20 protein-coding genes and 2 pseudogenes are annotated in these 24,859 nt (G+C 42.7%); 13 read left to right on the top strand and 9 right to left on the bottom strand.

Features of this window, described 5'->3' with window-relative positions:
- Positions 1–212: 212 nt before the first annotated feature.
- Positions 213–531, bottom strand: a pseudogene (locus MMA19_RS26135) (IS5/IS1182 family transposase); the annotation flags it as partial.
- 47 nt (positions 532–578) lie between these two features.
- Positions 579–920 (bottom strand): hypothetical protein, encoded by a 342-nt coding sequence (locus MMA19_RS26130; protein WP_240207699.1) that lies wholly within the window; start codon positions 918–920, stop codon positions 579–581.
- Between the two features lie 171 nt (positions 921–1,091).
- Between MMA19_RS26130 and MMA19_RS26125 the strand changes: the two genes are divergently transcribed.
- From MMA19_RS26125 to MMA19_RS26115, 3 genes are all read left to right on the top strand, one after another.
- Positions 1,092–2,225 (top strand): hypothetical protein, encoded by a 1,134-nt coding sequence (locus MMA19_RS26125; protein ID WP_240207697.1) that lies wholly within the window; start codon positions 1,092–1,094, stop codon positions 2,223–2,225.
- A gap of 104 nt (positions 2,226–2,329) precedes the next feature.
- Entirely contained in the window at positions 2,330–6,115 is a 3,786-nt protein-coding gene (locus tag MMA19_RS26120) for an RHS repeat protein (RefSeq protein WP_240207696.1), read from the top strand.
- 5 nt (positions 6,116–6,120) lie between these two features.
- A complete protein-coding gene (locus MMA19_RS26115; RefSeq protein WP_240207694.1) occupies positions 6,121–7,440 on the top strand; it encodes an RHS repeat-associated core domain-containing protein in 1,320 nt (439 codons plus the stop codon).
- A gap of 567 nt (positions 7,441–8,007) precedes the next feature.
- Here the strand turns inward: MMA19_RS26115 and MMA19_RS26110 are convergent.
- The 3 genes from MMA19_RS26110 to MMA19_RS26100 form a co-directional block, all read right to left on the bottom strand.
- Entirely contained in the window at positions 8,008–8,184 is a 177-nt protein-coding gene (locus MMA19_RS26110; RefSeq protein ID WP_240207692.1) for a hypothetical protein, read from the bottom strand.
- A gap of 135 nt (positions 8,185–8,319) precedes the next feature.
- Positions 8,320–9,399 carry a ParB family protein gene (locus MMA19_RS26105; protein ID WP_240207691.1) on the bottom strand — a complete coding sequence of 360 codons (1,080 nt, stop codon included), beginning with the start codon at positions 9,397–9,399 and terminating at the stop codon, positions 8,320–8,322.
- Complete coding sequence (locus MMA19_RS26100; protein ID WP_240207689.1) at positions 9,399–10,598, bottom strand: ParA family protein; 1,200 nt, start codon at positions 10,596–10,598, stop codon at positions 9,399–9,401. Before MMA19_RS26100 ends, MMA19_RS26105 begins: the two co-directional genes overlap by 1 nt.
- Positions 10,599–10,807: 209 nt before the next feature.
- On the opposite strand from MMA19_RS26100, the gene MMA19_RS26095 reads away from it, so the two are divergent.
- The 3 genes from MMA19_RS26095 (at position 10,808) to MMA19_RS26085 (ending at position 12,887) form a co-directional block, all read left to right on the top strand.
- Positions 10,808–11,689 (top strand): recombinase family protein, encoded by an 882-nt coding sequence (locus MMA19_RS26095; RefSeq protein ID WP_240207687.1) that lies wholly within the window; start codon positions 10,808–10,810, stop codon positions 11,687–11,689.
- 1 nt (position 11,690) lies between these two features.
- A complete protein-coding gene (locus MMA19_RS26090; protein WP_161494014.1) occupies positions 11,691–11,855 on the top strand; it encodes a hypothetical protein in 165 nt (54 codons plus the stop codon).
- Between the two features lie 69 nt (positions 11,856–11,924).
- A complete protein-coding gene (locus MMA19_RS26085) occupies positions 11,925–12,887 on the top strand; it encodes an Rpn family recombination-promoting nuclease/putative transposase (protein ID WP_240207717.1) in 963 nt (320 codons plus the stop codon).
- Positions 12,888–13,162: 275 nt separating this feature from the next.
- Here the strand turns inward: MMA19_RS26085 and MMA19_RS26080 are convergent, their stop codons facing one another.
- Positions 13,163–13,432 (bottom strand): hypothetical protein, encoded by a 270-nt coding sequence (locus tag MMA19_RS26080; protein ID WP_240207716.1) that lies wholly within the window; start codon positions 13,430–13,432, stop codon positions 13,163–13,165.
- A 197-nt stretch (positions 13,433–13,629) separates the two neighbouring features.
- The gene (locus MMA19_RS26075; RefSeq protein WP_240207714.1) at positions 13,630–14,475 is read right to left on the bottom strand and encodes a hypothetical protein; all 846 of its coding nucleotides are present in this window, start codon (positions 14,473–14,475) and stop codon (positions 13,630–13,632) included.
- Positions 14,476–15,206: 731 nt separating this feature from the next.
- On the opposite strand from MMA19_RS26075, the pseudogene traI reads away from it, so the two are divergent.
- Positions 15,207–18,596 (top strand): annotated as a pseudogene (gene traI / locus MMA19_RS26070) (conjugative transfer relaxase/helicase TraI); the annotation flags it as partial.
- A gap of 29 nt (positions 18,597–18,625) precedes the next feature.
- Here the strand turns inward: traI and MMA19_RS26065 are convergent.
- On the bottom strand, positions 18,626–18,985 hold the full coding sequence (locus tag MMA19_RS26065) for a hypothetical protein (RefSeq protein ID WP_240207712.1): 360 nt from the start codon (positions 18,983–18,985) through the stop codon (positions 18,626–18,628).
- Positions 18,986–19,339: 354 nt separating this feature from the next.
- On the opposite strand from MMA19_RS26065, the gene MMA19_RS26060 reads away from it, so the two are divergent.
- The 6 genes from MMA19_RS26060 to MMA19_RS26035 all read left to right on the top strand — a co-directional run bounded on the left by MMA19_RS26060 (position 19,340) and on the right by MMA19_RS26035 (position 23,151).
- Positions 19,340–19,495 (top strand): hypothetical protein, encoded by a 156-nt coding sequence (locus tag MMA19_RS26060; RefSeq protein WP_240207710.1) that lies wholly within the window; start codon positions 19,340–19,342, stop codon positions 19,493–19,495.
- Positions 19,496–19,509: 14 nt separating this feature from the next.
- Positions 19,510–21,123 (top strand): DUF87 domain-containing protein, encoded by a 1,614-nt coding sequence (locus tag MMA19_RS26055; protein WP_240207708.1) that lies wholly within the window; start codon positions 19,510–19,512, stop codon positions 21,121–21,123.
- A 153-nt stretch (positions 21,124–21,276) separates the two neighbouring features.
- Complete coding sequence (locus tag MMA19_RS26050) at positions 21,277–21,459, top strand: hypothetical protein (RefSeq protein WP_240207706.1); 183 nt, start codon at positions 21,277–21,279, stop codon at positions 21,457–21,459.
- Between the two features lie 29 nt (positions 21,460–21,488).
- Complete coding sequence (locus tag MMA19_RS26045; RefSeq protein WP_240207704.1) at positions 21,489–21,989, top strand: Fe3+-citrate ABC transporter substrate-binding protein; 501 nt, start codon at positions 21,489–21,491, stop codon at positions 21,987–21,989.
- Between the two features lie 181 nt (positions 21,990–22,170).
- Positions 22,171–22,719, top strand: a complete 549-nt coding sequence (locus MMA19_RS26040; protein WP_240207702.1) for a hypothetical protein — start codon at positions 22,171–22,173, stop codon at positions 22,717–22,719.
- Between the two features lie 171 nt (positions 22,720–22,890).
- A complete protein-coding gene (locus MMA19_RS26035; RefSeq protein WP_240207701.1) occupies positions 22,891–23,151 on the top strand; it encodes a hypothetical protein in 261 nt (86 codons plus the stop codon).
- Between the two features lie 266 nt (positions 23,152–23,417).
- Here MMA19_RS26035 and MMA19_RS26030 read toward each other — a convergent pair whose 3' ends face one another.
- A complete protein-coding gene (locus tag MMA19_RS26030; protein WP_240207700.1) occupies positions 23,418–24,050 on the bottom strand; it encodes a response regulator transcription factor in 633 nt (210 codons plus the stop codon).
- Positions 24,051–24,859 lie beyond the last annotated feature (809 nt).

The following is a 24,859-nucleotide window of genomic DNA, read 5'->3' as shown; positions in this document are numbered from 1 at the left end:
TCGATAGTGCTTATGTCACGAAAACGTTCCGCGATACTACTTGAAATAAGCGTATTACGTGGCGCGCGCCCTAAGAGAGGGGGGCAGTTTGGGGAGAGGAAATCCGAAAGTTAACATCAGCATACCAGAAACTATATAGCTAAATGGCTGTGACCATTGGCCTTGTTGCTGAATTCAGGCACAGGCCGAATGCCGTTTAAATCGTTCATATTTTAAACAATACACTGAGTTTCAGGCATACCTATCCCAGTTAACTTGTTGAGTGCTTTGATCATGGCGTAAGTCTCACCAACTTGTGCGTTGTAATGTCGAAGCGTGAGTGAAGCACCTAGTCGTTGTTTTACACGATACATAGCGGTGTCCGACAACGAGCTCTTATGGTAACCATACTTCTGTTTCCACTTTTTGTTCGAGCCATAGAGCTTTTGGCAGCCAACTGCCAGATTACGTGGATGCCCTTTTTCCCAGAAAGCTGGCCCTTCATCTTGGAGAGATGAGTGGGGCTGCTCGCTTAAACCGTATTGCATCATGAACAAGAATCACATGAAACGCGGAAAGATATGTAAGGGAAGCGGCCATTAGATCCCATATTTCTGCTTGATCGGTGTACACACCTTCCGATACTTTTCTTCCGCAGAAGCCTTACCTGAAAATTCGATCATTGCTTCTGAATACCCCATAGCGGTACCGAATTCCTCCATAATATTAGGATCACTTTTTACACTTTCGGTACGCCCCTTAGAAAGTTCAATTAGAAGCTTAGTGTAATCATTATCAATGTCTAGCCCAGCGGACCACCCAAAACAATGGGCGGCGTCTTGTTTAAGAAACTCTTTAAATGTGTCTCCGTTGACTTCTGCCATCACTGTACTTGAAACCAGAGTACCAAACAGGACTCCACCAATCAGCTCTTGTTTCACCGTTACCTCCTTAAGTAAGGTTCCCCCTTTTAGCTTAATTAACCGTAGCTAGTTGATATTAAACAGCTCCTCACTGCAACTGCGCAAAACCAGTACTTTTACTAGTTGAATGCCAGGCATGAACAATGTTGAATATCGAGTGGATATATACAAATATTAAATAGGCATATTATGAATACGTTAATGAGGAAAGTTATCCAACCATGCTTGGGCTCGATGCTTTGTTTAGCATCATCATTCACTTTGGCCAATGGCCCCGAGTGGGCACCCAATCAACTAACCATTCATCAAAGCAGCGGGGCTGGGGCTATCTATGCCAATGGCAATATGCAAGCCGAGGTCTACGTGCACTGGGATTTGAGAGAAGGAGAAATCGTAGAGAGTATAGCGCTAAAAAAGCTGCATACTGGAGAACCGCTTCGAGAAGTCGATTACTGGGACTTCTCGGAGCTTGAAAATGCATTTCGGCATGTAATTAGTCCATCTTCATCTGGCGTGAACTATAGCAATATCAACTCGAACACTGAGCATCAGTACTTATACATCACCTCCGGTGACGTTGGTGTCGTGGATGTGTGTGTGGAAATCACCGCCTCTGTCCCTTACCCAGGAGGGACACAGGAAGAAACGTACGATACTTGTGAGGGAACGGGTAACAACAGTTATGTGACGATAAATGCGATTCAACCTCTACGCTACAGTGCAGACGACTTTGTTTTGACTCCGGAAGAGGTATGGGTTGACAATAAATATGAAAAAATTACATTGCAAAACCTCGAAAAGCGTCCTTATGTAGCTGAAATTCATGAGATTTCATATGTAGGTCAGGAAGTCAATACCAGCTCGATTTTCGAGGAATATATTGAAGAAAATCACGTGGCTTTAAACGATTATCAAGGTGAAGAGAAAATCAGTTCGTGGGTGGCTGCGATGATACTGGACCAAGATCTGCACGACTCATTTAAGTACCAGTACCCCCAATCAGGCACAGTCGCCACTCTTGAGATCCCTTATCCAGTAGTAACTAATGACTATCTCGCTACTGTTTTGACACACGCACTACACAAGAAAAAGTTTAAAGCTCGTGATTATACGTGTTACCCCTATTATCGCAGTGTAGGGGGTTATGAGTGCATTACACCAGACAGTACAGGGTACAGATCAGCAACGAAGAGCGTAGTGGACACGTGGAAGTTTGAAAAAAAAGACAACACCATCGATATCGTTGATGCTTATGGAACCCAAAGCCAAATCGTTTTGCACTTTGGTCAAGGCGTTGACAATGACAACGTGTTCATTCGTTAATCACACCGACGACTAACCTACACAATCAAGCTGCAGGGGCTGAGGGAAATCGGTAAATCCAAGGCTCCTGTACTCTGACAACAATTCAATCAGGTGTTCAAACGATGGCGATTACCAGTAATGCATACAGTTTCTCTGAGTACCTCCAAACCGGGGTGGATCCACGGACGGGTAGCTATTCCTGTTCATTCCACCTAGGAGAGTTCTTATCGCACAAAACCTCGGGTCCTGCGTTTTCTCTGCAGCTCACTCATCAGGCTTCTAACCCTTTGGATTTTGGGTTTGGTCGGGGGTGGTCACTGTCCTTAAGTCGATTTAACCCAGATACCAGTGAGCTTTTTCTATCCACAGGGCAGTCTTTCAAAATTGTCTGGGACTATTATGCCAACGAGTACACGGTTCCCTACCGCCGGCTTAAGGACATTCGGGTTTTCTACTTGAATGCCTCCAATGAGATAAAAGTGGTCTACAAAGATGGTCGGCAGGATTACATTGATTTCGATACTGGAACATTGACTAAGTTGGTGTCTCCACAAGGGTTAGACATTCGGTTTGAGTACTCAAACTTCAATAATACGTCTGTTCTCTGGCGTATTTACGATGCTGACGGCCGTGAAGTTATTATTGATTGGTGGTCTGACAAATGGGAGACCTGTGTCAAGCATTGTTACGATGGGCAGGAGTTGAGTCAGATACGAATGGTGAAACAGGCTCTCGGTAGTAGCGTTCGTCTGACAGCTGTTCACTTGCCAGAGCATAGTACGCCGATAGAAATTGCCTATCGATATATAAATGAGTGTGGTTACGATGTGATAGAGCAGGTGGTTCATTCCACAGGACTTTTGGAGCAAATGCACTATCAGGATAATGGCCACTCCTTGCCCAATCAGGCTCCGCTACCAAAAGTACCTTACATTACCGAACATCGCAGCATTGCTGGTCAAAATCAGCCAGACCGAGTGGTGACGTATAGCTATTCAGATAAAAACTATCTTGGTTTTGCCAGTGACCGAGCTTGGATAGCAGGCGAAGATACTTTATTTAAAGCCCGTAGGGACTATCAATACAGCAGTACAGAAACGATTAATGGCAGTCAGTCGGTGGTACGTATTTACAACAAATACCATTTACTTGAGCGTGCGGAATACCGACAAGATAATACCCTGTATAAACAAGAAGACAATGATTATTTCGCCAACCTAGAGGTAGGGATTGAATCGCAACCGGCAGTGTACTGTTTTGTTCAGGAGCAGCGAGTGACGTACTATCAGGAGGGGCAGCAGAACACCTTCACGACCCGGTACAATTATGACGATTACGGCAACCAGACTTACGTCCGACAGCCCGATGGCAGCGAAGTAATTCGCACCTTCTATCCTGCTTCTGGGGAAGGCAGTGCCTGCCCGGCAGAGCCAAATGGGTTGGTGTCGTTGCTTAAACGAGAGTCTTTTATTCCAGCCAGTCAAGAGCTTGGCGAGACGCCTCGTCATGTAGACATGACTTATCTGTCTTTGCCTAGGCTGAGCAACAGTAATGAGTATTTTGTGTTGCTCAGCACCCAGGCCTATCACGATCACAGTGTGGTGATGACGTATTACATGGACAAAACCAATGGTTATGAATACGGGCGTTTAGCTACGCAGAGCACTACAGTTAACGGACAAATAAGCCGCGTATCATTGTATTATGATTTTGCGGCTGATACGTTAAGTATAACTCAGCAGTTCATCGCTCATGATGGATTGTCTGCCAGTACGTCAAGTTTGATGCGTTACTGGGATGGGCAGATCACGAAAAGCATTGACGCTGAAGGTATTGAAATCCTCTCCGTTTACGATGATATAGGACGAAAACTGAGCGATACCATTGCGCCGAATACGCCTTATGAAGCAACGTTGCGTTGGGGTTACACAGTAGGCAGTGACATGAATGAATTGATCACGACAGATGCTAATGGTAATCACCAAATTCAGCACTTCAATAATGCGGGAAAGACAATAAAAGTGGAACAAAGCGATGCGAGTGGCTTGATGAAAACAATCCGTGAGCTTTCTTATAACGACTTTGGCCTGTTGGTTACCCAAGTTGACAATGACTGGGTTGATGGAGACTTGTTGAGTTTAACGACAACATACGAGTATGACGTTAATGGACAAGTGAGCAAAGTGACTCACCCGGATGGCAGAGTTGAACTGATAACCCAAAACCTGGCTACCCTGACAACGACTCATGAGCAGCCCGGTTTATCGAAAGAAATCACGGTTTATCACGATACTGGTCTGGAGGCATCCAAAGAAACGTTGGACTCGTTTAATCAGCGCCTAGCTTATACACAATACCATTATGACGGGTATTCCAATCTTATTCATACGACAGATACCAACCAGAGAGTCACTACACAAAGCTATGACAGCAGCGATAGAGTCATCACAACAAACAGAACAATAAATGGCCAAGCGGTGTCACGCTCTGTTGAGTATGCAGACTTCACTACGGATGCTCTGGAAACTGAAATAGCGGTTAATAATGTCCATTTAGGACAGCGCGAATACGATGGTCTATCACGCCTAACTCAAAATGAGGCTTCAGGGGTAAAGAATAGTATCAGCTATACAGGTTCGTCTAGGATGCCTTCAGCTCAAATTACACCAAAAGGAGACAGGTTACAGTTCAGTAATAATAAATACCATCAAGTTCCTATGTCTATTGATGTTGTAGGGCAGTCAGAGTTTGCTCAAGTCTTTACATATGACGAAATGACAGGAGAGCTGACTTCTGCACTTAATCAAAGTAGTCAGCAGAACTTCAGCTATAATCGACTTGGCCAGTTGATATCAGAGTCAGTACAGCTGAATGATGGAACGCAGCGTCATGCTACGTATCATTACTCATTGCAGGGAAGGTTACTCGCAAAAACAGATTTCTTTGGTAATAATACCACCTATAGCTACGATGAGCATGGTCGCTTACACACTGTAACATCCCTTGAAAGTGATCAGACAACTACTACGACATTGGTTTATGACTCTTATAGTCGGCCTATTCGCTATGATACTCGTAATGGTGACGATATTGTTAGCCTTAGCCTTAGCCTTAATGCCGTTGGGCTGGAAACCCATCGACTTGTGACGATTAATAACGTAGAAGAGTTTAATTTAACGCAAAATTTTGACAGCGACTTACAAATCATTGAAAAGGTATATAACGAAAAAGGCCAACTGACAACGGAGCGTATGACCTATGATGATCTTCATCGCTTGGTATCTTATACCTGTGATGGGCCTAATTCACCGAAAGATGAATACGATAACACCCTGCAATCTCAACACTTCAGCTACGATGTATATGGTAATATCGTTCGAGTAGAGAGCGATTTTACAGATGGGACATCGAACAGAGCTACGTGCACTTATGCTGTTGATAACCCCATTCAGTTACAAAGTCTAGCCAACACACACTCCAGCTACCCAGAAAAAATAGACTTTCAGTATGATGCCGCAGGGAATTTGCTTTCTGATGAACAAGGAAGAACCTATCAGTACAATACACTGAGTCAAATGGAAGCGGTTATTGAGGGAGAAACCGAGTTATCACGTTACAACTATGATGCCATGGGGCGGGTTGTCTCGCAGACGCATGAAGAGCGTTTTATCTACCTTTACTACCAAGGAAACCAGCTAGCGAACGAGTTATCTGAAGGGGTGCATTCCAGCTATCAACGAGTGATGGGGGCAGCAGGAAGCCGGACTCTTCAGTCAAGCAATTCAACTCAGCACCAGTTTCTTATTTCCAACGCTCAAGGCAGTATTTTATCGACGTTGAATACCTCTAAAGCAACGGGGAGCCCAGTGATGATTAAACGTCAATATACGCCATACGGAGAAGGATAAACACTATGAAAGATGACCAGAAGCTCCCTCATTTGAAGGCAGAATTACTCCAGGATATTAATGCCTCAAGGCGGCGCTTCCTTAAACACTCTTCGATGGCAGTAGCAGCCTCTCCATTGGCTCTCTCTCCCACGTTATCGGCGGCCAGTCAGGTGATGCAGCCTGGTCTATCTTCGAGTCCATTAGCCGTTAATCCATTGGGGTTTAATGGCGAGCGCAAAGATCCAGCGACAGGGCTGTACCATCTAGGTAACGGTTATCGGGCTTATAACCCAAGGCTGATGCGTTTTCACGCGATGGATTCGATGAGTCCGTTTGGTAAAGGAGGGATAAATAGTTATGCTTATTGCCTAGGTGACCCCGTAAACTTACGCGATCCAAGCGGGCATGTTGCTATATCGAGTCTGATTATTGGCGCCATTGTTGGCGCAGTGGTAGGAGCAGGCGTTTCTGCTGCTGCTGAAGGGATTCAGACAGCCGTCAGTGGTGATGATTTTGACTGGAAACAGGTGGGTATTGGTGCAGCACTCGGTTTTATTAGTGGTGGTTTTGGAGCCGCTTCGATAGGGGCAAAAACCAGCGTCAAGGTAGGATTAGCAGTGGCAGACGCAGTCGTGTCAGGGGCGGCTGATTTTGGGCTTAGTGTTGCAACAGGGGCTTCGACGAAGCAAGCTGGTATCAATGCCGGTATCGGGACAGTTGTCGGTCTGGCTACCTTTGGTGTAGGGCAAGGCGTGGGCCAGTTAGGGAAATCGCTGTCGGCTGCTAATCAAAGTATCACAAGGGTCAAAACTATTGGATTGAGTGGGCGAGGCATGGTAGGAAGGCGTTTTAGTGCTCTCTATGATTACTCTCTACTTGATGCTTTGGATCTTGAGGGAGGACTAAAAGTTTCAAAAACGACAGGCGAGAAACTTGTAGGGTTTCATGGGACTTCAAGTGCTTCCCTAGCTCAAGGAATAGAAGGCGGGTTAAATTTAGGAAAAATGAATACCAATGGGGGGCTGTCGGGAGGGAAAGGGTTTTATTTTTCAGTGACCCCCAGTATTGCAAAGGACTTTGCTGAGGTTGCTACTTCAGAATTTGGAGGTACCCCTACTCTTCTAGGCGTGTTTACGAGTACTCAACAGTACCAAGGCATGAGCATAAAAGGTCAGTTGCATATTGGTAAGATGGGGGGGGGAGGTATGAGAGTTGGTCATCTATCTGAACTTGAGGGTATTGTAAGGCCAGGCGCCTACCAAGCGGTTAGGCTAAGGCCATTGAAATGGGGTTATGATGGTGGGGTCAATAGGTTGCCACTCTCCCTAGACTCACCTTGGTAGACGCTCGGTTCCTACTTAGTGGCCATATCGCAATCAGTGTTGACAACTTTGACTGGACATAGGCGGCTATCGATTTTTGCATCGTAAGCGTTATTGGTCTAAGTACCTTTGATAGTAAGGGACACGTTAGTGTAGAAACTCCACCTCTACACATTTGTACTCTGGGAATTAATCAGTAAGTAGCGACCCGGCAATCAGTCTTTGCCGTGTCGCTTGATATTCAATCATTAATTATTTGTAGTATATTTTACGCATTTAGTCCCTTTTCTGGTTCCTATTCATTATGGAAGAGAGTACCAAACCAAATATTGGACATGACAGTAATGAGCTAGTCATCAGGCCCTTCTTGAGTCACAAATACTGACGAGCTTACCCTCTCCAAGTAATACGATTGAGCAGTCGAAAGAGTCAAGGAATGATACATGAATGGTCGAGAGTAGTGAGCACGATACGGTTGTCTACACGCAATTGCTCGGTATTAACACCAATTTGTTTACCTAGTTTCATTTCTATGGGGGGCGGCGTTTCAGCCGATCTTCTGATGTTTCCCACACGAATTTGTTTCCTTTAATTTCTTGATTTATCTGGCACCCCATTCACAGCATCTAAGTCACGCTGTTCACCTGCCTTTGCTATTCGTGACAACTGCCGTTCGGACTTACCCCAACGTTTCGCAATATCTTCGAATTTCCAACCCTTTTTATTCGCAATACGTTGGAATTCAGCAATATTTCTACCTGTCATATCCGTCCACTATCTCTATCTTTTAAACCTGCCAAATATGTCTAGTCAAATTGCCTGTGAACTGGTTGATAATGGCATCCAGTTAATAGAGGACGCATAATAGTTTGACTACCTGTTTATGTGCATTTGTTCTAACTATTCCGCCTTTAGCCTGTTAAGAACATTGGCTATAGCTTTATCCAGTTCGACTTGAACATCTTTCGACACTCGCCCAAATTCATATGAAAAGCTCCGCCCTTTAACTCGTTTACGTGCAAACATTCCTTTACTATCGAACTGGGCAAGAGGAGTCACTTCGGTCTTGTCTGTTTCTCGCTTCTCTTCTGCTACCTTCAACTCAGCTTTGATTAATGAAACAATCGCATCCTTCAGTTCTTCAAGTGAATATTCAGGCTGAATATTGACAAGTTTTTTATCAATGTTCCGCACAAAGCTCGCTATTCTCTGTCGATCTTTACACACTTTCATTACCTTATCTAACAAAGCATAATCTGGATGTGATAAGTCATTTACCACAGGAAATAACTTAACCAGTTGTTCATCGATATTTGCCGCTTTGATTGCTTTGCTAACTCCAGCCTGACTTAGACCAATTTGTTTTGCAATCTCAGCTTGAGTGAAATCAGCATTTGCTGATTTGATAGCTATACATTGCTGACCTATTTCACGCAGATTATGTTCTTTAGCTGTTTGCAATTGTTTGGCTAGCATTTTGGCGTCAGTGACAGAAATACTATCCTGAGTGACAAGAATACGAAAAGACTTAACAAGTCCTTGTTGTAATAAAAACCAAGCCCGACGACGCGAACCATCCAAAATATCAATTCTCCCATCAACTTCACGACCAACAGCCGGATAAAACTGTTGAAATTCAAGAGAATTCAAATCTGATAATGACTCTGCGGTCAAAAGCGATTGATCACGTCCATTCACATCAAAGGTGACAAATGTTTCATCACGAACTTGAATATAGGACAACGTTACCTCATTAAAGGTAGCCGTATTGCCAGACGCCAACTGCCAAGTCATCGTTTGACCAATAGACTCAATTCCAAATTGTGCTTGTAGAAATTCGACTGTATTAGTACCTGCTTTCTCCATTTCCCCTGCTAGTTGTTGAGCTAGTGATCTGAGATTTTCTTTTGTTGCTGATTGTTGGGCTTCCTGAGAGCCAAGAGAGTTCCCAAGAGGGCTACCGCCACGTTTTTTAGCCATTATGCATGCTCCTGTTCACGCCATACGTTAAGAAGATCTCGTTGAATTTGACTAGTTACCTCATAGCCATTTTGTTGTGCAATTTGGAATGTCGATTTAGTTTTTGGATACTCACTCTTAGACATATCAAATACTGTAGAAAGTAGGGAAGAAGCCTGTCTAATCGCTTCGCTGTGTTTGAACTCCTTAGAGTATAAATAAGGTGCAAAGTGTTCATAAAGGCTATTCATTAATTCCGTAGTCGTTGAACTATCACGATGGTTTGTAAGCAATATCTTCATAAAGTCATATCCTTCATGATCAGCATTTGCTAGTAGTGCCCATACTTGCGGGATATAACTAAAGTATGAACAAGTTGCATCGATATCATTTTCAGTAATAGATAAAGGGAACACTACACTGGTTGCAGCAAAGTAGGCATTATAGGTCGCGTAGCCCAACGAAGGTGGCGTATCAATGATAATGATATCAAAATCGTTTTTTACAACATCAATAATCTCAGCCAAAAGAGAGTAGGGAGATAACAATTTTTGATTAAATACTTGCTCATGGAACCAACCTTCAATGGCTCGGTCACTTTGCGCTGCTGGCAGAACTCGTAAATTGGGAATGGTCGTTTCTAGAAATGCGTCAGATACAGCTTGTTCAAACGTCTCTCCATCATCCAAATCAAAATTGCGCATAATAAGATCACCAACAGACAGATTGCCTTCTTGGTCTGCTTCAGGAGCATAGTACATAGATAGTGTAGCTTGACCATCCATATCAATTAAGCCTACACGGTATTCTTGATGGAACTCTATCGATAAACCTGACGCGATAGTCGCAGCGGATACCGTTTTACCCACCCCACCTTTCTGATTTTGAATAACAACAACTTGTGCAGATTGATGCGTATTACGTACAAACTTTGGTTCTCTACGTAATGCTTCTGGCAACAAATCACGTACTTGATACATTTCCATAATATCAATTGACCATTGAGAATCTTCATGCCGACGAGGATCAATTTCAGCGGCTTTGACATATTTATCCAGCGTCTTGGCATCGATGCTTAAGTAAGCAGATGCTTCTGCACGGGTAAAGTTACGTAACTCTTTGCGATGGTTCGCTAGTAAGCGTTGATTTCGACGCTTGATATAAGCATCAGCACCTTGCTTTAGTGATTGAAAGTATAAAGTGGTCTGTTGGGTATCCATCCTAGCCTCCAAATAGAAATCATAAATAGATTATCCTTTAATTTTTGAGTTGTCCATTAAAAATAAAGGGACTAAGGAGTCAAAAATAATATCTTTGATGTATACCCGTGTGATAGCACTTTAATCCTAGTGTTTTTTACTACCACATACACAAAAAAAGCATTTATGATAGCTATATATCAGATAATCTAGATCCTAAAGGTATTAATATGGCGCTCGTTGGTTACGCTCGTGTATCAAGCATCGAACAAGATCTCTCAACACAACTCGAAGCCCTAAAAGCAGCAAACTGCAAGAAGATATATTCCGAAAAAAAGAGTGGTAGCAAATCAGAAGGCCGTGACCAATTAGAAGCATGTCTGGATTACATGAGGGAAGGTGACACACTTGTGGTGACACGTATAGATCGCCTATCGAGAAGTCTATACGACCTACAACATTTGGTTAAAAAGCTCAAAGAGGAGGGCATTCATCTCAAAGCAACCAGCCAACCCATCGATACAAGTAACGCATCAGGAAAAGCCTTTTTTGATATGTTGGGTGTTTTTGCAGAGTTTGAAACCAGTTTAAGGTACGAACGGCAGTTAGAAGGCATTGCACGAGCTAAAAAAGCGGGTAAGTACAAAGGTCGCCAACCCACAGCTCGCAATCAATCACATAAAGTGGTTGAACTTATCAACGAAGGGTACACCCGACAATCCGTCGCTACTCAACTTAACATTGGTATCGCGAGTGTTTACCGGATCCTAAAAGACTATAGAGACAATCACCCCTCGACTCAATTACCAGGAACACGCTCTAAGCGTAAAATAGCGACATTAGAGATTTGGCTTCGCATAGAAAACAATAGCAAGTTTGTACGAGGGAAAAAGAAAACTCGGGAAGATATCGAACATGACTGGTCCTTTTATTACGATATGACGAAGACCCCTTCGGATGATTATCGACTAAAGGTTCCATACAAGTCTAAACAAGAATTAGAGGACACGGTTTATGACATCATGTCAGAGGCTCAATCTACCGCTGATCTGAGGCATTGTCACATAGAATGTTTCGTGAAACACTTAGAAACCGGTAAACAATGGGACTAGAATGAGCGAAAATTACCAAGGTGAGCAAGCGAAGCGGATAATGAAAGAGGCGATGTCATTACAAGAGCTGGCTACTCGTAATCAAAAGAAAAAATGGAATAGAAATGAGGCCAGTAATTCCATTGAAGAATACAAACCACACCGAAGGATAAGCTCAAAGCCTTAGCTTATCGGAATATCAAAAACCTAGCGATGTTGTGTATAATGAGAGCTCAATCAGCGGTGAGAGTATGAGATGAAAACCCCACAATCAATACACGATGGATTGTTTAAGTCCTTCCTTACCGTCCCGGAGACGGCACGAGATTTTCTGGAAGCGCATCTCCCAGAACAAATCAAACAAGTTTGTGATCTCAATACCCTTCAACTTCAACCAGGGTCTTTCTTGGAAGAAGCGCTGGTTCCATACTACTCAGATGTGCTCTACTCCATGGAGACAGAGAGTGGAGCAGGGTATGTGTACGCACTGATCGAGCACCAAAGCAGCCCAGATAAACATATGGGATTTCGATTGACTCGGTACGCGATAGCGGCCATGCAACAACATCTCGATGCTGGTCATGATGCCTTGCCCATCGTCATACCGCTTTTGTTTTATCATGGAAAAACGTCCCCTTATCCATACAGCACAAACTGGCTAGATGAATTTGATAACCCAGATCTGGCGAAAACCATTTACAGTCAAGCTTATCCCCTTGTCGATGTCACAGTGATACCAGATGATGAGATCATCCAGCACAAGCGAGTCGCCTTATTAGAGCTGGTCCAAAAACATGTGAGGCAAAGAGATCTATTGGATTTTGCAGATACAGTGGTTACACTGTTATTAGAGCATTATCTAACGGAAAAACAGTTAGATTCTTTAATGGAATACTTAGTGAGAGTGGGAGAGACCTCGAATTTAGAGGCGTTAGTAAGAACTCTCGCAGAAAAAGTACCGGAGCATGAGGAAAAATTCATGACAATCGCAGAGCAATTAGAAGCGCGTGGTCGACAGCAGGGTCTCAAGCAAGGTATTGAGCAAGGACTGTCGCGCGGTCGAGAAGAAGGACTAGAGCAGGGAAGGGCAGAGCAAACCCAATATTTTGCTCTCAAACTTCTAAAATCAGGAATGGATCGCAGCTTCGTGATAGAAATGACGGGGTTATCTTCAGATGCACTGGATGCTATCCAAAAAAATACAAAAAACAGCCACTAAATATAAAATATTGATATTTAAGTATAAAACTGATATTTCTGCATAAAGAGGAAGAGGTATCGGTTTTTATTTATATAGTATTAGTGACACTGTAACATCATTGCTTTTAAAGTACCATCCACTTTTCCCTAACCACATTTGAAGATCTAAAGTGATCAAACCGATCATTTTTAGCGCCCCCTCCGTCCTGCTAGACCCGCGTAGCGGCCATTGTGGTCGTTGTTGTTAAACAGTAATAATTTCTTAGTAGTATCGGTCCACGTTAGTTAAGGACGTTAGACAGAAAGAGTTTGGCGCATTGCTAGTGAACTATAAGCGATGATTTTCGCTAGAAAATCTAACCGAATCGCGTTTTCTTTTAGTGGAGCGTTAGCAACAACCTTATCTATTCTTAAAGGGAGAAGAGCTACCTCCACTTTGTTCCGGTGGGTCAGTACTGTCTCTACATGACTACCGTCATATAGCAGCCAGCACTCGACCTTTATAAATATCTTGATTTTAATACTGTAAGTTTTAATACCAAAGGTATCCAAGAGTGCATCCATCCTTTGTGCTATTTTTTTATTCTGCTTTTTTGCACCCCTTTTTGGAAAAGAGTAAGTTGTTGAACGTTCTTTAAAAGGTCAAGTGCCAACTTATGGCCAAGTCTTAGTTAGATGCCCTATAGAACTGCGGACAATGTCACTTTTTATTTTCTTTAGACGTGCGAATGCCTCCGCTCACGCGGATATAATGAAAAAAATCAGATAGGAACTTGGTAGGGGTAAGGTTGCTGTTTAAGGTCCATGAAGCTACGAGCGAGTGAATCTGCCACCGTATTCAGTTTTGTTGCGTTGTATATCTCACAGACACGATTACGAATACGTTGACTCGATATCCACTTGAAGCTTAATCCTTGTTTGATTTTACGTTCACGTGTCGCTCTAATAAGTTCATTGATGTTTGGGTAACGTTGCACCTTTAAGTCATCAAAGAATGCTTGCGTAAATTGCTTAAAAGAAGCCGCACTACGGAAAGTCCCTTCAATGGCATCGACACACACATTGACGCGTTCAGCAAGCAAGTAGCCGGCGTTCTCTAGATACTTGATCGCCTTAGCAAAAGATTTCGGTGAGATGTACTCGCCAAAACGAAGCGCATGTTCTTCCTGGAGGAAATCATAACTGATGGTATCGAAGTGAGCTTTGTTGGCTTCACCAACACGCCCACCAATTAAATCCGTATAAGGAAGCATTGTGGCCATAACTCTGGCAATCAGGCGACGACACTGGATGTTATTGACCGCTTGGCCATCATTGGTTTGTAGTGATGGGAAACGTTTAGGGTTATCAATGAACTCTTCACAAGCTTTAAGGATATAAGCGTACTCGTAAGGAAGATTCTTACATTCACCACTACGGTTAATACGCTTTGCTTTGAAACCAATTTCGACAGATGAACCAGGTTTGCGAGCATGTTCAGCATCAAGAACCGTTTGATGCATATCAACCAGCTCGCGCTTACGCGCCTTACGGGAAGCTCGATACTGCTTGTCGTAAGCCTTACGTTGTTGAGCTTTGGTTAGAGAAGCATCTTCAGATAAGAACATTTGACACATCCCTGTCACACAAAGCACTAGAAACTCTCAATCCTAAGAGTCTAGAAGGGCTTAAGTAACGGGTTTTGTGTCGGTAGTGTGTCGTATCAACACACGAATGCATATAAGTCATAATTGATTCCACAGAGATTTTGAGGCTGTTCAGGGTGCGAATCCGAACAGGTTTATCTAATCGTATACAAGATCTCCTTAAAGATCAAATAGTAAATTTTAGATACAAAAAAGCCGTCTACTCTGTGGGTAAGACGGCTATTTGCGAATGCTGTATAGTTGGGTTCGCAATCCAACACATTCTAACTCTTGAAAAATACACTACATAGAAGACTATGTAGTAGCGTGCTATGTAATGCACTTTTGCTCCAAGAGTCTAAGAGAATTATATAGCATGAAAGCACAACCTTCAAGAAGACGTCCAAGCAATTTTACAGTTTTTTTGAACAGAAAATGCATCTAATAGACATAACCTCACCGCAATTAAAAGGTTTTATTCTTATTATTGAGACATTTCTTTTTAATGATTTTGTGACATCTAGCGTTGATTTTTGTGATCAGTGTATAAATTAACCAGCCTATAGCTACTTTGTAGCCCACAATTCCTGTATATATCGAACTGATGACGGTTCAAGTAGTAGTTATAGGTAGTACGTGAAGTTAAAGTTGTTATTCACACTGTTTTTTATTGTAGGTGCATTAGGCTGGTATATGGCTTTGACTAAGCCGAGTTAAAAGATGCACCGCTAAAATACGATTATGTACAATCGGCCAGTCACATCGAGCAAAGAGCGCATACTCTGATTTCAGGTAAAGCCTTTACGCTGTCAAAAGCGCTGTTTCACGATCTTACGGAAAAAAGTGCCCGTATCGATGTGTTCACCGATAACCCAGAAAAAGCGCAATCCGCCCTTGAGAAAAGTGACGTCAAACTCTCCGCCATTGAACACGTGGTGCAGACACAACGCGTCAATGACCGGTATCTATCAAGCGCAACCGACACCACCCTCAAGCACGACATCGAGAAAGCACTCTCGATATTAGGTAAAGAGCGCAGCGCACCACTTCAAGAAAAAGCGGTCAACTTTGCCCTAAGCCATCTTTCTGAGCGCGAAGCCGCCTTCACACAAAAAGAGTTGGTGGTCGAAGCCCTTCGCTACGCTTTTGAGGAAGCTAACCAGCCGATAGTGAAGGAGCAGATCGAAACTGAGCTGGCAAAGCGCAGCGATGTGTTGTCTGCAGAGTACAGTGACGGAACGCGCTGGACCACACAAGCTGCGATCGATACCGAAAAACACATTCTACGGAATATCGATCAAGGCAAAGACCAACACACCCCCTTCGCCACCGAGCGACAAGTGGCACGCTACCTTGATACACAGCCTCGCCTCACTCAAGGCCAAAAGGATGCCATCACATTAATATCAACCACCAAAGACAGCTTTGTGGCCGTACAAGGCTTAGCCGGCACAGGTAAATCCACCATGTTAGAGTCCAACATTGAACTGATTCAACACGCCACGCAAGCGGGTAAAAATCAACCATCACAAGTACTTGGTCTGGCACCGACTCACGCCGCTGTCTCAGAGCTTGAAAGTAAAGGGGTCAAAGCACAAACACTGGAAAGTTTACTCTCCGACGTAAGGCGTGGCGTCGCCTCACCTGAGGGTTATAAGAATACTTTGTTCTTTCTCGATGAAAGCTCCATGGTCAGTAACCAACAAGCCAAAGAGCTGAGTGACCTAGTATTACAAAGTGGCTCTAAAGCCACGCTGCTGGGTGACAAAGAGCAACTGCTTTCCCTCAGTGCAGGTAAACCTTTTGAACTCGCCATGAGCCAGGGGCGCATCGATACCGCGTACATGACCGATATCATTCGACAGAAAAACGAACCGCTACTTGGCGCCGTGCACAACATCGTCGATAAACAGCCAGATAGCGCTCTAGATAAACTCTCTAAACAAGATCCCGACACGCAAGGTCATACGCAGCATGTGATATCAACGTTAGACGAGAGCGCCAAGGACAAAGCCAAAGCACAGCTTGTGGCGACAGAAACTCTGCCTTACACCGTCGCAAAGGATTACCTAGCTCGAACACCCGATACACGAGACAACACGCTCATCGTGGCTTATACCAACGTTGAGCGTGACCACATCACCGAGCACATTCGAGCAGGCTTGATGAAAGAGGAGACGATTGGTAAAGAGAACGTCATCACCACACGGTTACGCTCTACTGGTAACAGCAAAGAAGAGTTATCGACCATGATGCCCTACCAAAAAGGGCTGATTCTGAGCACCAAACCAGGCGAATACGCCACGATAACTAAGGTCGATTCAGAGCATGGCGTAATCATGCTCAAAGACCATGAAACAGGCATCGAAAAACCCTTCTTGCCGCGAAATAAAGATCATAAGTTCACCACCCTCTTTGCCAAATCAGAAAAGCCGCTCTCCGCTGGCGATAAGATCATGACGCGCTTTACCGACAAAGAGCGTGGCATCAAGGCCAATGTGGAGTACTGCATCCAAAGCGCGACACACGAGACCATCACCGCCCTATCAAAAGAGGGACAGACATTGAACATTAACCCGACAGAGCTTAAAGACGGACATTGGGATTATGCCTACACTCGAACCGCCGATATGGCGCAAGGTGCGACCTATCAGAACGTAATCACCGCCATCAAAGGTAAAGGGGCACTGACGAACCTCAGACGAGCTTATATCGATTTGAGTCGTGCCAGTACCCACGTCAAGCTCTTCACCGACAACCCTAAACAGATGATGAAAAGCTGGCTGTCAAAAGAGGTCAATAAACACAGTGCCATTGAAACACTGAATAACACGCCCCCGCAAAGCACCACGTATTTTAATAATAATGCCCTACCCCATGAGGATGTGCGATATCAAAATCAAAGTGGTGATTTTGACTACAAGATATTTAGAGAACACGTGAATAAAGAGCTCCCAAAATATACAGAAAGCCTCACCATTCAGCTGTTGGGCGAACCCAACAAGTCCAAATCCGACCGCGACTACTTAACCTTCGGGATAGGAAAGTCCGCGATTAAAGTCACCTTAACTGGTGAACATCGTGGTTATTTTAAAGACTATACGACAGGGGAAAAAGGTTCATTAATCAACCTCATAATGAGTCATAAAGATATAACTTACAAAGAAGCAATGAAAGAAGCTCATGATATGCTTAATGAACCGAATAAATATCAACTTGAGGAAAATCGACATCACGACAAACTCATTAACACCACCCCAAGGCATATCGCTCAATTTGAACAAAGAGCCAAAGAATATGTACAAACCAGTCAACCACTCACTGGGACACTGGTTGAAACCTACCTCAACAAACAAGGTATTACCCAACCACACAGTGAACACGTTCGGTTTCATCAAGCGGTCTATACATCCGAAGATAAACAGTTTCACCCTGCTATGATAACCAACATTCATAATAAAGAAGGAGAGACCAAAGCCATTGAAGTGACCTATTTAGACTTTGAAGGTAATAAAGACGGCACGCTTGAAATCAACCCTAGAACATTAGGCACTAAGTCAAAACAAATAACGAACTTTCATCAAGGTGAGAATTTAAATACCACTATCATTAGCACTTCCATTGAGAATTCCTTCGCCATTAAACAAGCTCAACATGGGCACTATGACATTGTTAACGTCAATCATAAAAATGACATTCAGAATATCTCATCGGATGAACTTCGCCAACACGTTGTTATTGCATTGAGCCAAGGCAATACCGATTTGAACCCCAACAATATTGAGAAAATCATGGAGAACTTTGCAGGAAAAGAAATTCAATTTGTTGCGCCAGATAATTTATTGGATAACATCAAAGCGTGCATAGATAAATATGAACGCCAAGAGCTTGAAGATAAACAGGTATTCAATAAAGACACACCATCTAATGTAGAATTCAACAACAAAGAAGAGGCGATTATTTCAAAACACAACCAAGAACAAGACAGTAAAGCATTAGAACAATTTGAACCCACCGTACAGTCTAAGCAACAAGAGATGGACTTGGATAATAAACAACACACTCCGATGGGGAGAGAAATCGAGCGCGAATTAGAACGATAGCCAAAAACACAAAGGATAGCCTTAACGGGCTATCCTTTTTTTTCGCCTGAAAGATAGGAGTCCACTTTATTATTAATATCCGCGGTTAAGTTATTACGCATCTCTGTCGCATCCGCTTTATTTCTATAAAAAGCTTCTCCACTAAACGTTTGTACATGTGTTAAATTTTCCGTCCCTTGGATCTGTCTGATCCGACGATACATCTCTTCCATCAGTTCACGATTCGTCGGCCTATCATCTTCACTGTCATTCAGCTTTATACGCAAGGCTAAAGTCAGAAGTTGACGAGTGGCCTCTGCATCACTCAAGCGCTCTTTATCTCTATATTTTATGAAGTCTTGCTCCAACTGCCCGCGTAGAGAGCTTTGTAATGGATAAGAACGTGCCATAAATCTTCTCTTTCAACACCAATGAACTACAATAACATATCAATGAAATGTCAATTAATCAATAGTATCATAACGCTCTCCAAGCCTTATCAATCAATGGTTAAATGAGATTTCAATCATATCACATTCATTTATCATTCAAACTACGCTCTAAGCCTTTCTGGAAAAGGCATCAATAAAGAATCATTGAATTAGCATATTTTTTAATTCTGATTTCAACGGCTAATTAGTTGATATTTTGAAAATTTTCAAGGCATGCTTTTTTGAGTATTAAAATTCTGTAACCTATTGTTTTTGATGGTTTTATGTTTTTCACAGACAACCATTTAAATCGTTTACGATTTAGCGAGGGGTGTGGGTGATTTTCAGAGAGCAACGACAGCTCAATGGGACGTCAATCCGTTCGGTGTGTTTCGGGTGTTTTGGTTAAGTCGGTATCGTAAAGCCGACTCGATGGCGATTGAATCGTTCAGCCCTGGACGCGTTCGCGAAGAGGTAGCAAGGGACTAGAGGCTGACGTTGTCATGTTGGCTGATGATTACTCGGCAGTTATCGCGGCATTTGGTGACGGTAAGCCTCTCCCTGAAGATGAACTTCATCTGATTTATGTCGCTGTTACTCGACCTGTTAAAAAGCTCATCTTACCGGACTTATTACATGAAGCGCTCTACAAGAACCTTGCATTTACACTTCAAAAGCAGAAGCCCAATAAGTGCATGTTGGACAACTTAATACCAGAGTCCTATTCGAACCAGAAAAGAAAATCCAGTTTCAAAAAAACCAAAGCAGAGGTTAAACCGAAACAACCCAAGGAGACTAAACGCACTGCAGCCGCACCTAGTGTTTCTACCGAACAACCCGCACATAAAAAACCTGGTGAGAAGCAGGAGCAAAAGAGCAATCCAAAAGCCTCTTCTTTGGTAAGCAAGAAGGCGCCACCTGTTAAATCTGGGGAAATGTCTATTGTGGTTGGTCATCACAACGTACAGGTAGCAGACGACAAACAGCCAGAAGATGGCGAGCCTAAGCTAGTGCGAGAAAACCTGCTCTGGTGTCCAACCGATACCAGTCAATACTTAAACCCTAACTTAGCGGTAGCGGGTACTATGGGAACGGGTAAAACTCAAACTGTGAAATCAATCGTCACTCAGCTCTGTCGCCAAAAAGAGTTAAATACGAACAATGAATCATTAGGTATCTTGATATTCGATTACAAGTCGGATTATGTCGATGACGAGTTTGTTCAGGCTACAGGCGCAAAGGTTCTCGAAGCCAACAATTTGCCTATCAACCCGTTCGCCTTACACACAGATCACCGATTGGCTTTGATGAATACAGCCAAGGTGTTTATCTCAACGTTAAGCAAGGTGTTTCGTTTAGGCGTCAAACAAGAACAAACTCTGAAGCAATGTATTCTTGCTGCATATGAAGACAAGAACATCGACAACGGTGATACAACGACCTACTCAAACACTCCACCTACAATGCGTGATGTTGTAGCAGCCTATAATCGTCAAAAGAAAGTTCCTCAAGATTCTTTGACATCTGCACTGTCTGACTTGTATGACTTTGAAATTTTTGAGGGGAACGGACGTAAGTGTAAAACGCTCTACGATCTACTTGATGATAATGTTGTTGTGGTTACGTTGGGGGGTATCGACCCTAACCTGCAAAATCTGATTGTTGCTGTGTTACTTGATCAGTTCTACACACAAATGCACCTAGCCTCTAAGCCAAGCCCCAACGGACAGTATCGTGCTCTCAAAAAACTTATCCTAGTGGACGAAGCGGATAACTTCATGAGCCAAGACTTTCCTAGCCTTCGTAAAATATTGAAAGAAGGGCGCGAGTTTGGTGTAGGTTGTCTCCTATCTACTCAGGGATTGGACCACTTCCAAACAAGTGAGAACAGCTATAGTGACTACATGACTGCATGGATATGTCACCGCCTAAATAATCCAAAGAACAAAGACGTTGAGCAATTGTTGAATACCAAGACCAAGCTAGAGCTAGAGTCCAACATGAACATTGTGCGAGAGTTGGAGAAGCATCACGCCCTATTCGTTGACGGTAAAAAGCATGTAACACAGCAGCAATCGACAATGTTCTGGAAGTTAATGCAGGATGGAGAAGCATAGAGCGCACCTAACGTTCTACTAAAACCGCGCCTCTCATATGACACAAATCATACAGGGGCGCTTTTTTTGGTCAGCATTAAAAGAACCTACCGCTTTGGAAATATGTTGTTGGTGTTATCTTTATTTCCACTCAATCACAGTAGGAAGCGAACTATGAACGCTGCAAAACAGAAACTAGTACAAGAATTTGTATCCGGTTGCATGGAGCTGAATCTTAGTGTCGAAGAAATGCTAGAACTAGCAGCGCACAACCTTATTGGAGCGGTCAATGCTTCAGGCAAAAGCTATGTAAAAATAGAACTCGACAACGTTGGTGTCGTTGAGGTTGAATGCTAAAAAGGCAACAAAGCACGGGGAACAGACCTTTGGAAACAGACAAAGCACCTGCCTACTTTAAGTCCAATACAGGCTTTCGGTTTATATCTAAAGGAAAAAATGCCTTCAAGCTATCTATTCCAAAGCCGGAAGGTAGGTACATTTATCGTTCCATAGGATATGTCAGAATTGGTGAAGAGATTGCACTCAAGAAAGCCATTAAAGAACGCAATCGTCTAGGGAAACAATCGTGGGGAAAGTTCTGGCACTCTGTTGTTTCTGATTGGACATTGCTAGCGAGGTTGCCAAAAAATCTTGAACCTACATTGTGTAAAGCAAGTGACCGAAAAAATGAGACTTTAGAGTATAGAGCCAATTGGATTGAGCGAAGAGACGGGGAGTTGTTCAAGGTTTCTCGTCGTTATAGCTGTACGAAACACGGCAAGCTAGGGGCATACACGCTAGCTAAAAAAGCAATTCTACACGCTAACAAAGAAAAGCTTGCTCTACTGCAATTGATGGGGCGAGGACCAATAGTAAAAATGAAGTAAAGGAACGTTGGATGCGAACTGTAATAACAATCGTGGTGATGATTATCTTGGCTTATGGAATGTACGGCAAATTAACGACAATGGAGTGCAATGATGGTGACATAAACTGCGTTAGTAATACAAAAACCAAGTAGTCCATCAGCTCAGCGTGTAAGTAAAACAACCTACGGATATTAGTACTATGTCTATCGAAATGTTTATTCTTGGTCAGCCCTACCCAAACAAGATACCGGTTCATGAAGGTGCGGTGGCAGAATTTCTGCGTCCAAACTACAACAGACTTTTTGTTGCGCTCCCGCAAATGACTCATAGTGAAACAGAAGCTATCAACAATGGCTCTGTTTCCGTTAAGCTCCTTGCAGACCAACACACTAACGGAATGCTCCTAGTGTTTAGCTTCAGAACTGAGGGTTGTCAGTTAAACTTTGACTGCCCTTTCGACGCTTCCATTCTGCCTGACATAAATCTAGAAAGTGTGATGGATGCTAAGAAGCGCCTAGCGCTCCAAATCGTCGCGGTAGATTCAGCGACCAAAACGGTCACATCTCTCAGGTTTATTACTATGTCAGTTGAACTGACGTTTGAGTTCTTGAATATTGTTCATCGTCAATTGAGCCTCGACTTTAGCAGCTCCGCTGCAAATCGTTGGGTAGATTCACAAAGAATGATGTATTCCCCCGACGATATGTCGCTAATGCCAGTTATGGAACACGTATTGGGGGAGTCGTAGTACCAAAACCTTCCAGCGTTTCGTATCAACACAATGCAGTTATCGCGGCAATTGGAAACAAAACAAACAAAACTGTTTGTTCTAATCATTAAGCTTCATCACTAGTCCTACTGTTCCTGAATGAGCCAAATACGTGTAACCTGAAATAAGAGAGCCAATGAAGGTTGCACAATGAAGAACAGTGACAATAGGGTTTATATAAAAGTTGATGGTGTAGAGCGGGTGGAATACCCTTGCAGTTGCAATAAAGGCTATTTTAGATACGACCCTCATAGCCCAAAAATAGAGGTCCACAACCAACTACCTCACTTATGTACCGCTTGCGGTAAGCAAACCTATTTCACTATCCCCTATCCGGCAATCCGCTACAAAAATCGAATATTTGCTGACTGGCAAACTTTGAGAGGGCAGGGGAACGACAGCAGCAAATAAATACAATTGCATGTTTGCTTCTCTCTAAACCTTTAAACAGTAAAATTACGTACTTTCCAGATCCCAAAGTTCTATCTGGAAAGCGATTGTTTCGTGCTTGGCGTAGTCCCGCCACATTATCAGACAGGACTAGACGCTTGTTAGGGTATTGGTTTAATCTTTAGCATATACAACTGCGTTCGAAGGGAGTGTCTCCATCACATCTAAGCCACTCAAAATGTATAAAAAACTAAACTGATGCCATAAATAAGCATTAGATACACAGTTTATGATTCTTCAAGACCTAATACATTTCGAATGGCGTATGGAATCAGCTCAGTCGGACTGCTTAATCCTAATATTTCAACAATTCTGTACTTATGAAACTCTATCGTACGCTTTGACACATTGAGCAAAGCACTAACCTCCCTTGCAGAGTACCCTTCACAGATTAATTGAAGAACTTGTTTTTGTCTGGGTGTTAATATTTCATAACTATGGACTACCTCATTGCGCTTACCGCTTACTAAGTCTATTTCAATATCAGGGCTCATGTACGTTTTTCCTTCACAAACCAGACTTATTGCTTTTAAGAGTTCGTTTGGTGCAGAACGCTTTGTAATGTACCCTAGAGCCCCAATATCGAAAGCTTTTTGAACGTATTTTTCCTCGGTATGCATAGTCAAAAATATGATTTTAGACTTTTGGGAGGCCTTAAGGATTTGTTCTGCTGCTATATAACCATTCATCATTGGCATGGATACATCACAAATGATAACTTCTGGACTGAACGTTCGAACATTACGAATGAGATCAATACCATTATTAGCAATGTAGATAACACGATGAATTTCTCCAATAATTCTCTTCACTCCTTCAGAAACGAGCGAGTGATCATCGGCAATTATAACTCGAGCCATAATTTCCCCTGCACTTTAATATACCCCCTCACCTTACTATTTTTATTTAGTCACACCCTTGCTATGGCAAATGGTAAGTTGTCTTTTTTCAGTGACTTAGAGTACACAAATCTCCCCCGCCCCTCTACAGGTATATTTACTAGTTTACTTAATAAAAACAAAGTGCGTTAATATATCTAAACTCATACTATAAAACAGAAATAGCAAACCCACATGGAACTTGATATATGTTGATAATTAATCACGACTCAATTCTTATTACTATTGGATTACTTAAAACAATAAACCTAAAAGATAACATTGTATTCTTCAATGATGGAGTTAGAAACCATCAAATTATGGACTTAATTATAGAGTATAAGGATTTCGAAGTTAATGGTATGTACCAATGCATAGAATCATCATACAAGTTAGTTTTTAATAATGCTCAAAGTATAGAGTTTTATGAAAAAAATGGAGAAATAAATTTTCACTCTAGAAGTTTACCTATACCTCATGAACATACTGGAATACCTTTAGAAGTATCAAAGTATAACTTTTAAATATACGTTTGGGGAATAGCGCAGAAGAGTTAATGAGACATTTAGTATAAATGTATACTTTGCTACGCAAATTGATGGAACTCAGCCTGATTAACTATTCTTCCCCTTGATATCATAATAACCAGCTAGAGACAATATAACAAAGCCTTAACCACCGCGAGTTTTTCTCGAGAAACTGCGGCGACATCAATCGATAGTGCTTATGTCACGAAAACGTTCCGCGATACTACTTGAAATAAGCGTATTACGTGGCGCGCGCCCTAAGAG

The sequence above is a fragment of the Vibrio sp. CyArs1 genome, assembly GCF_022432925.1.
GTDB lineage: Bacteria > Pseudomonadota > Gammaproteobacteria > Enterobacterales > Vibrionaceae > Vibrio > Vibrio mediterranei.
This window is presented reverse-complemented; position numbering and strand designations above follow the sequence as displayed.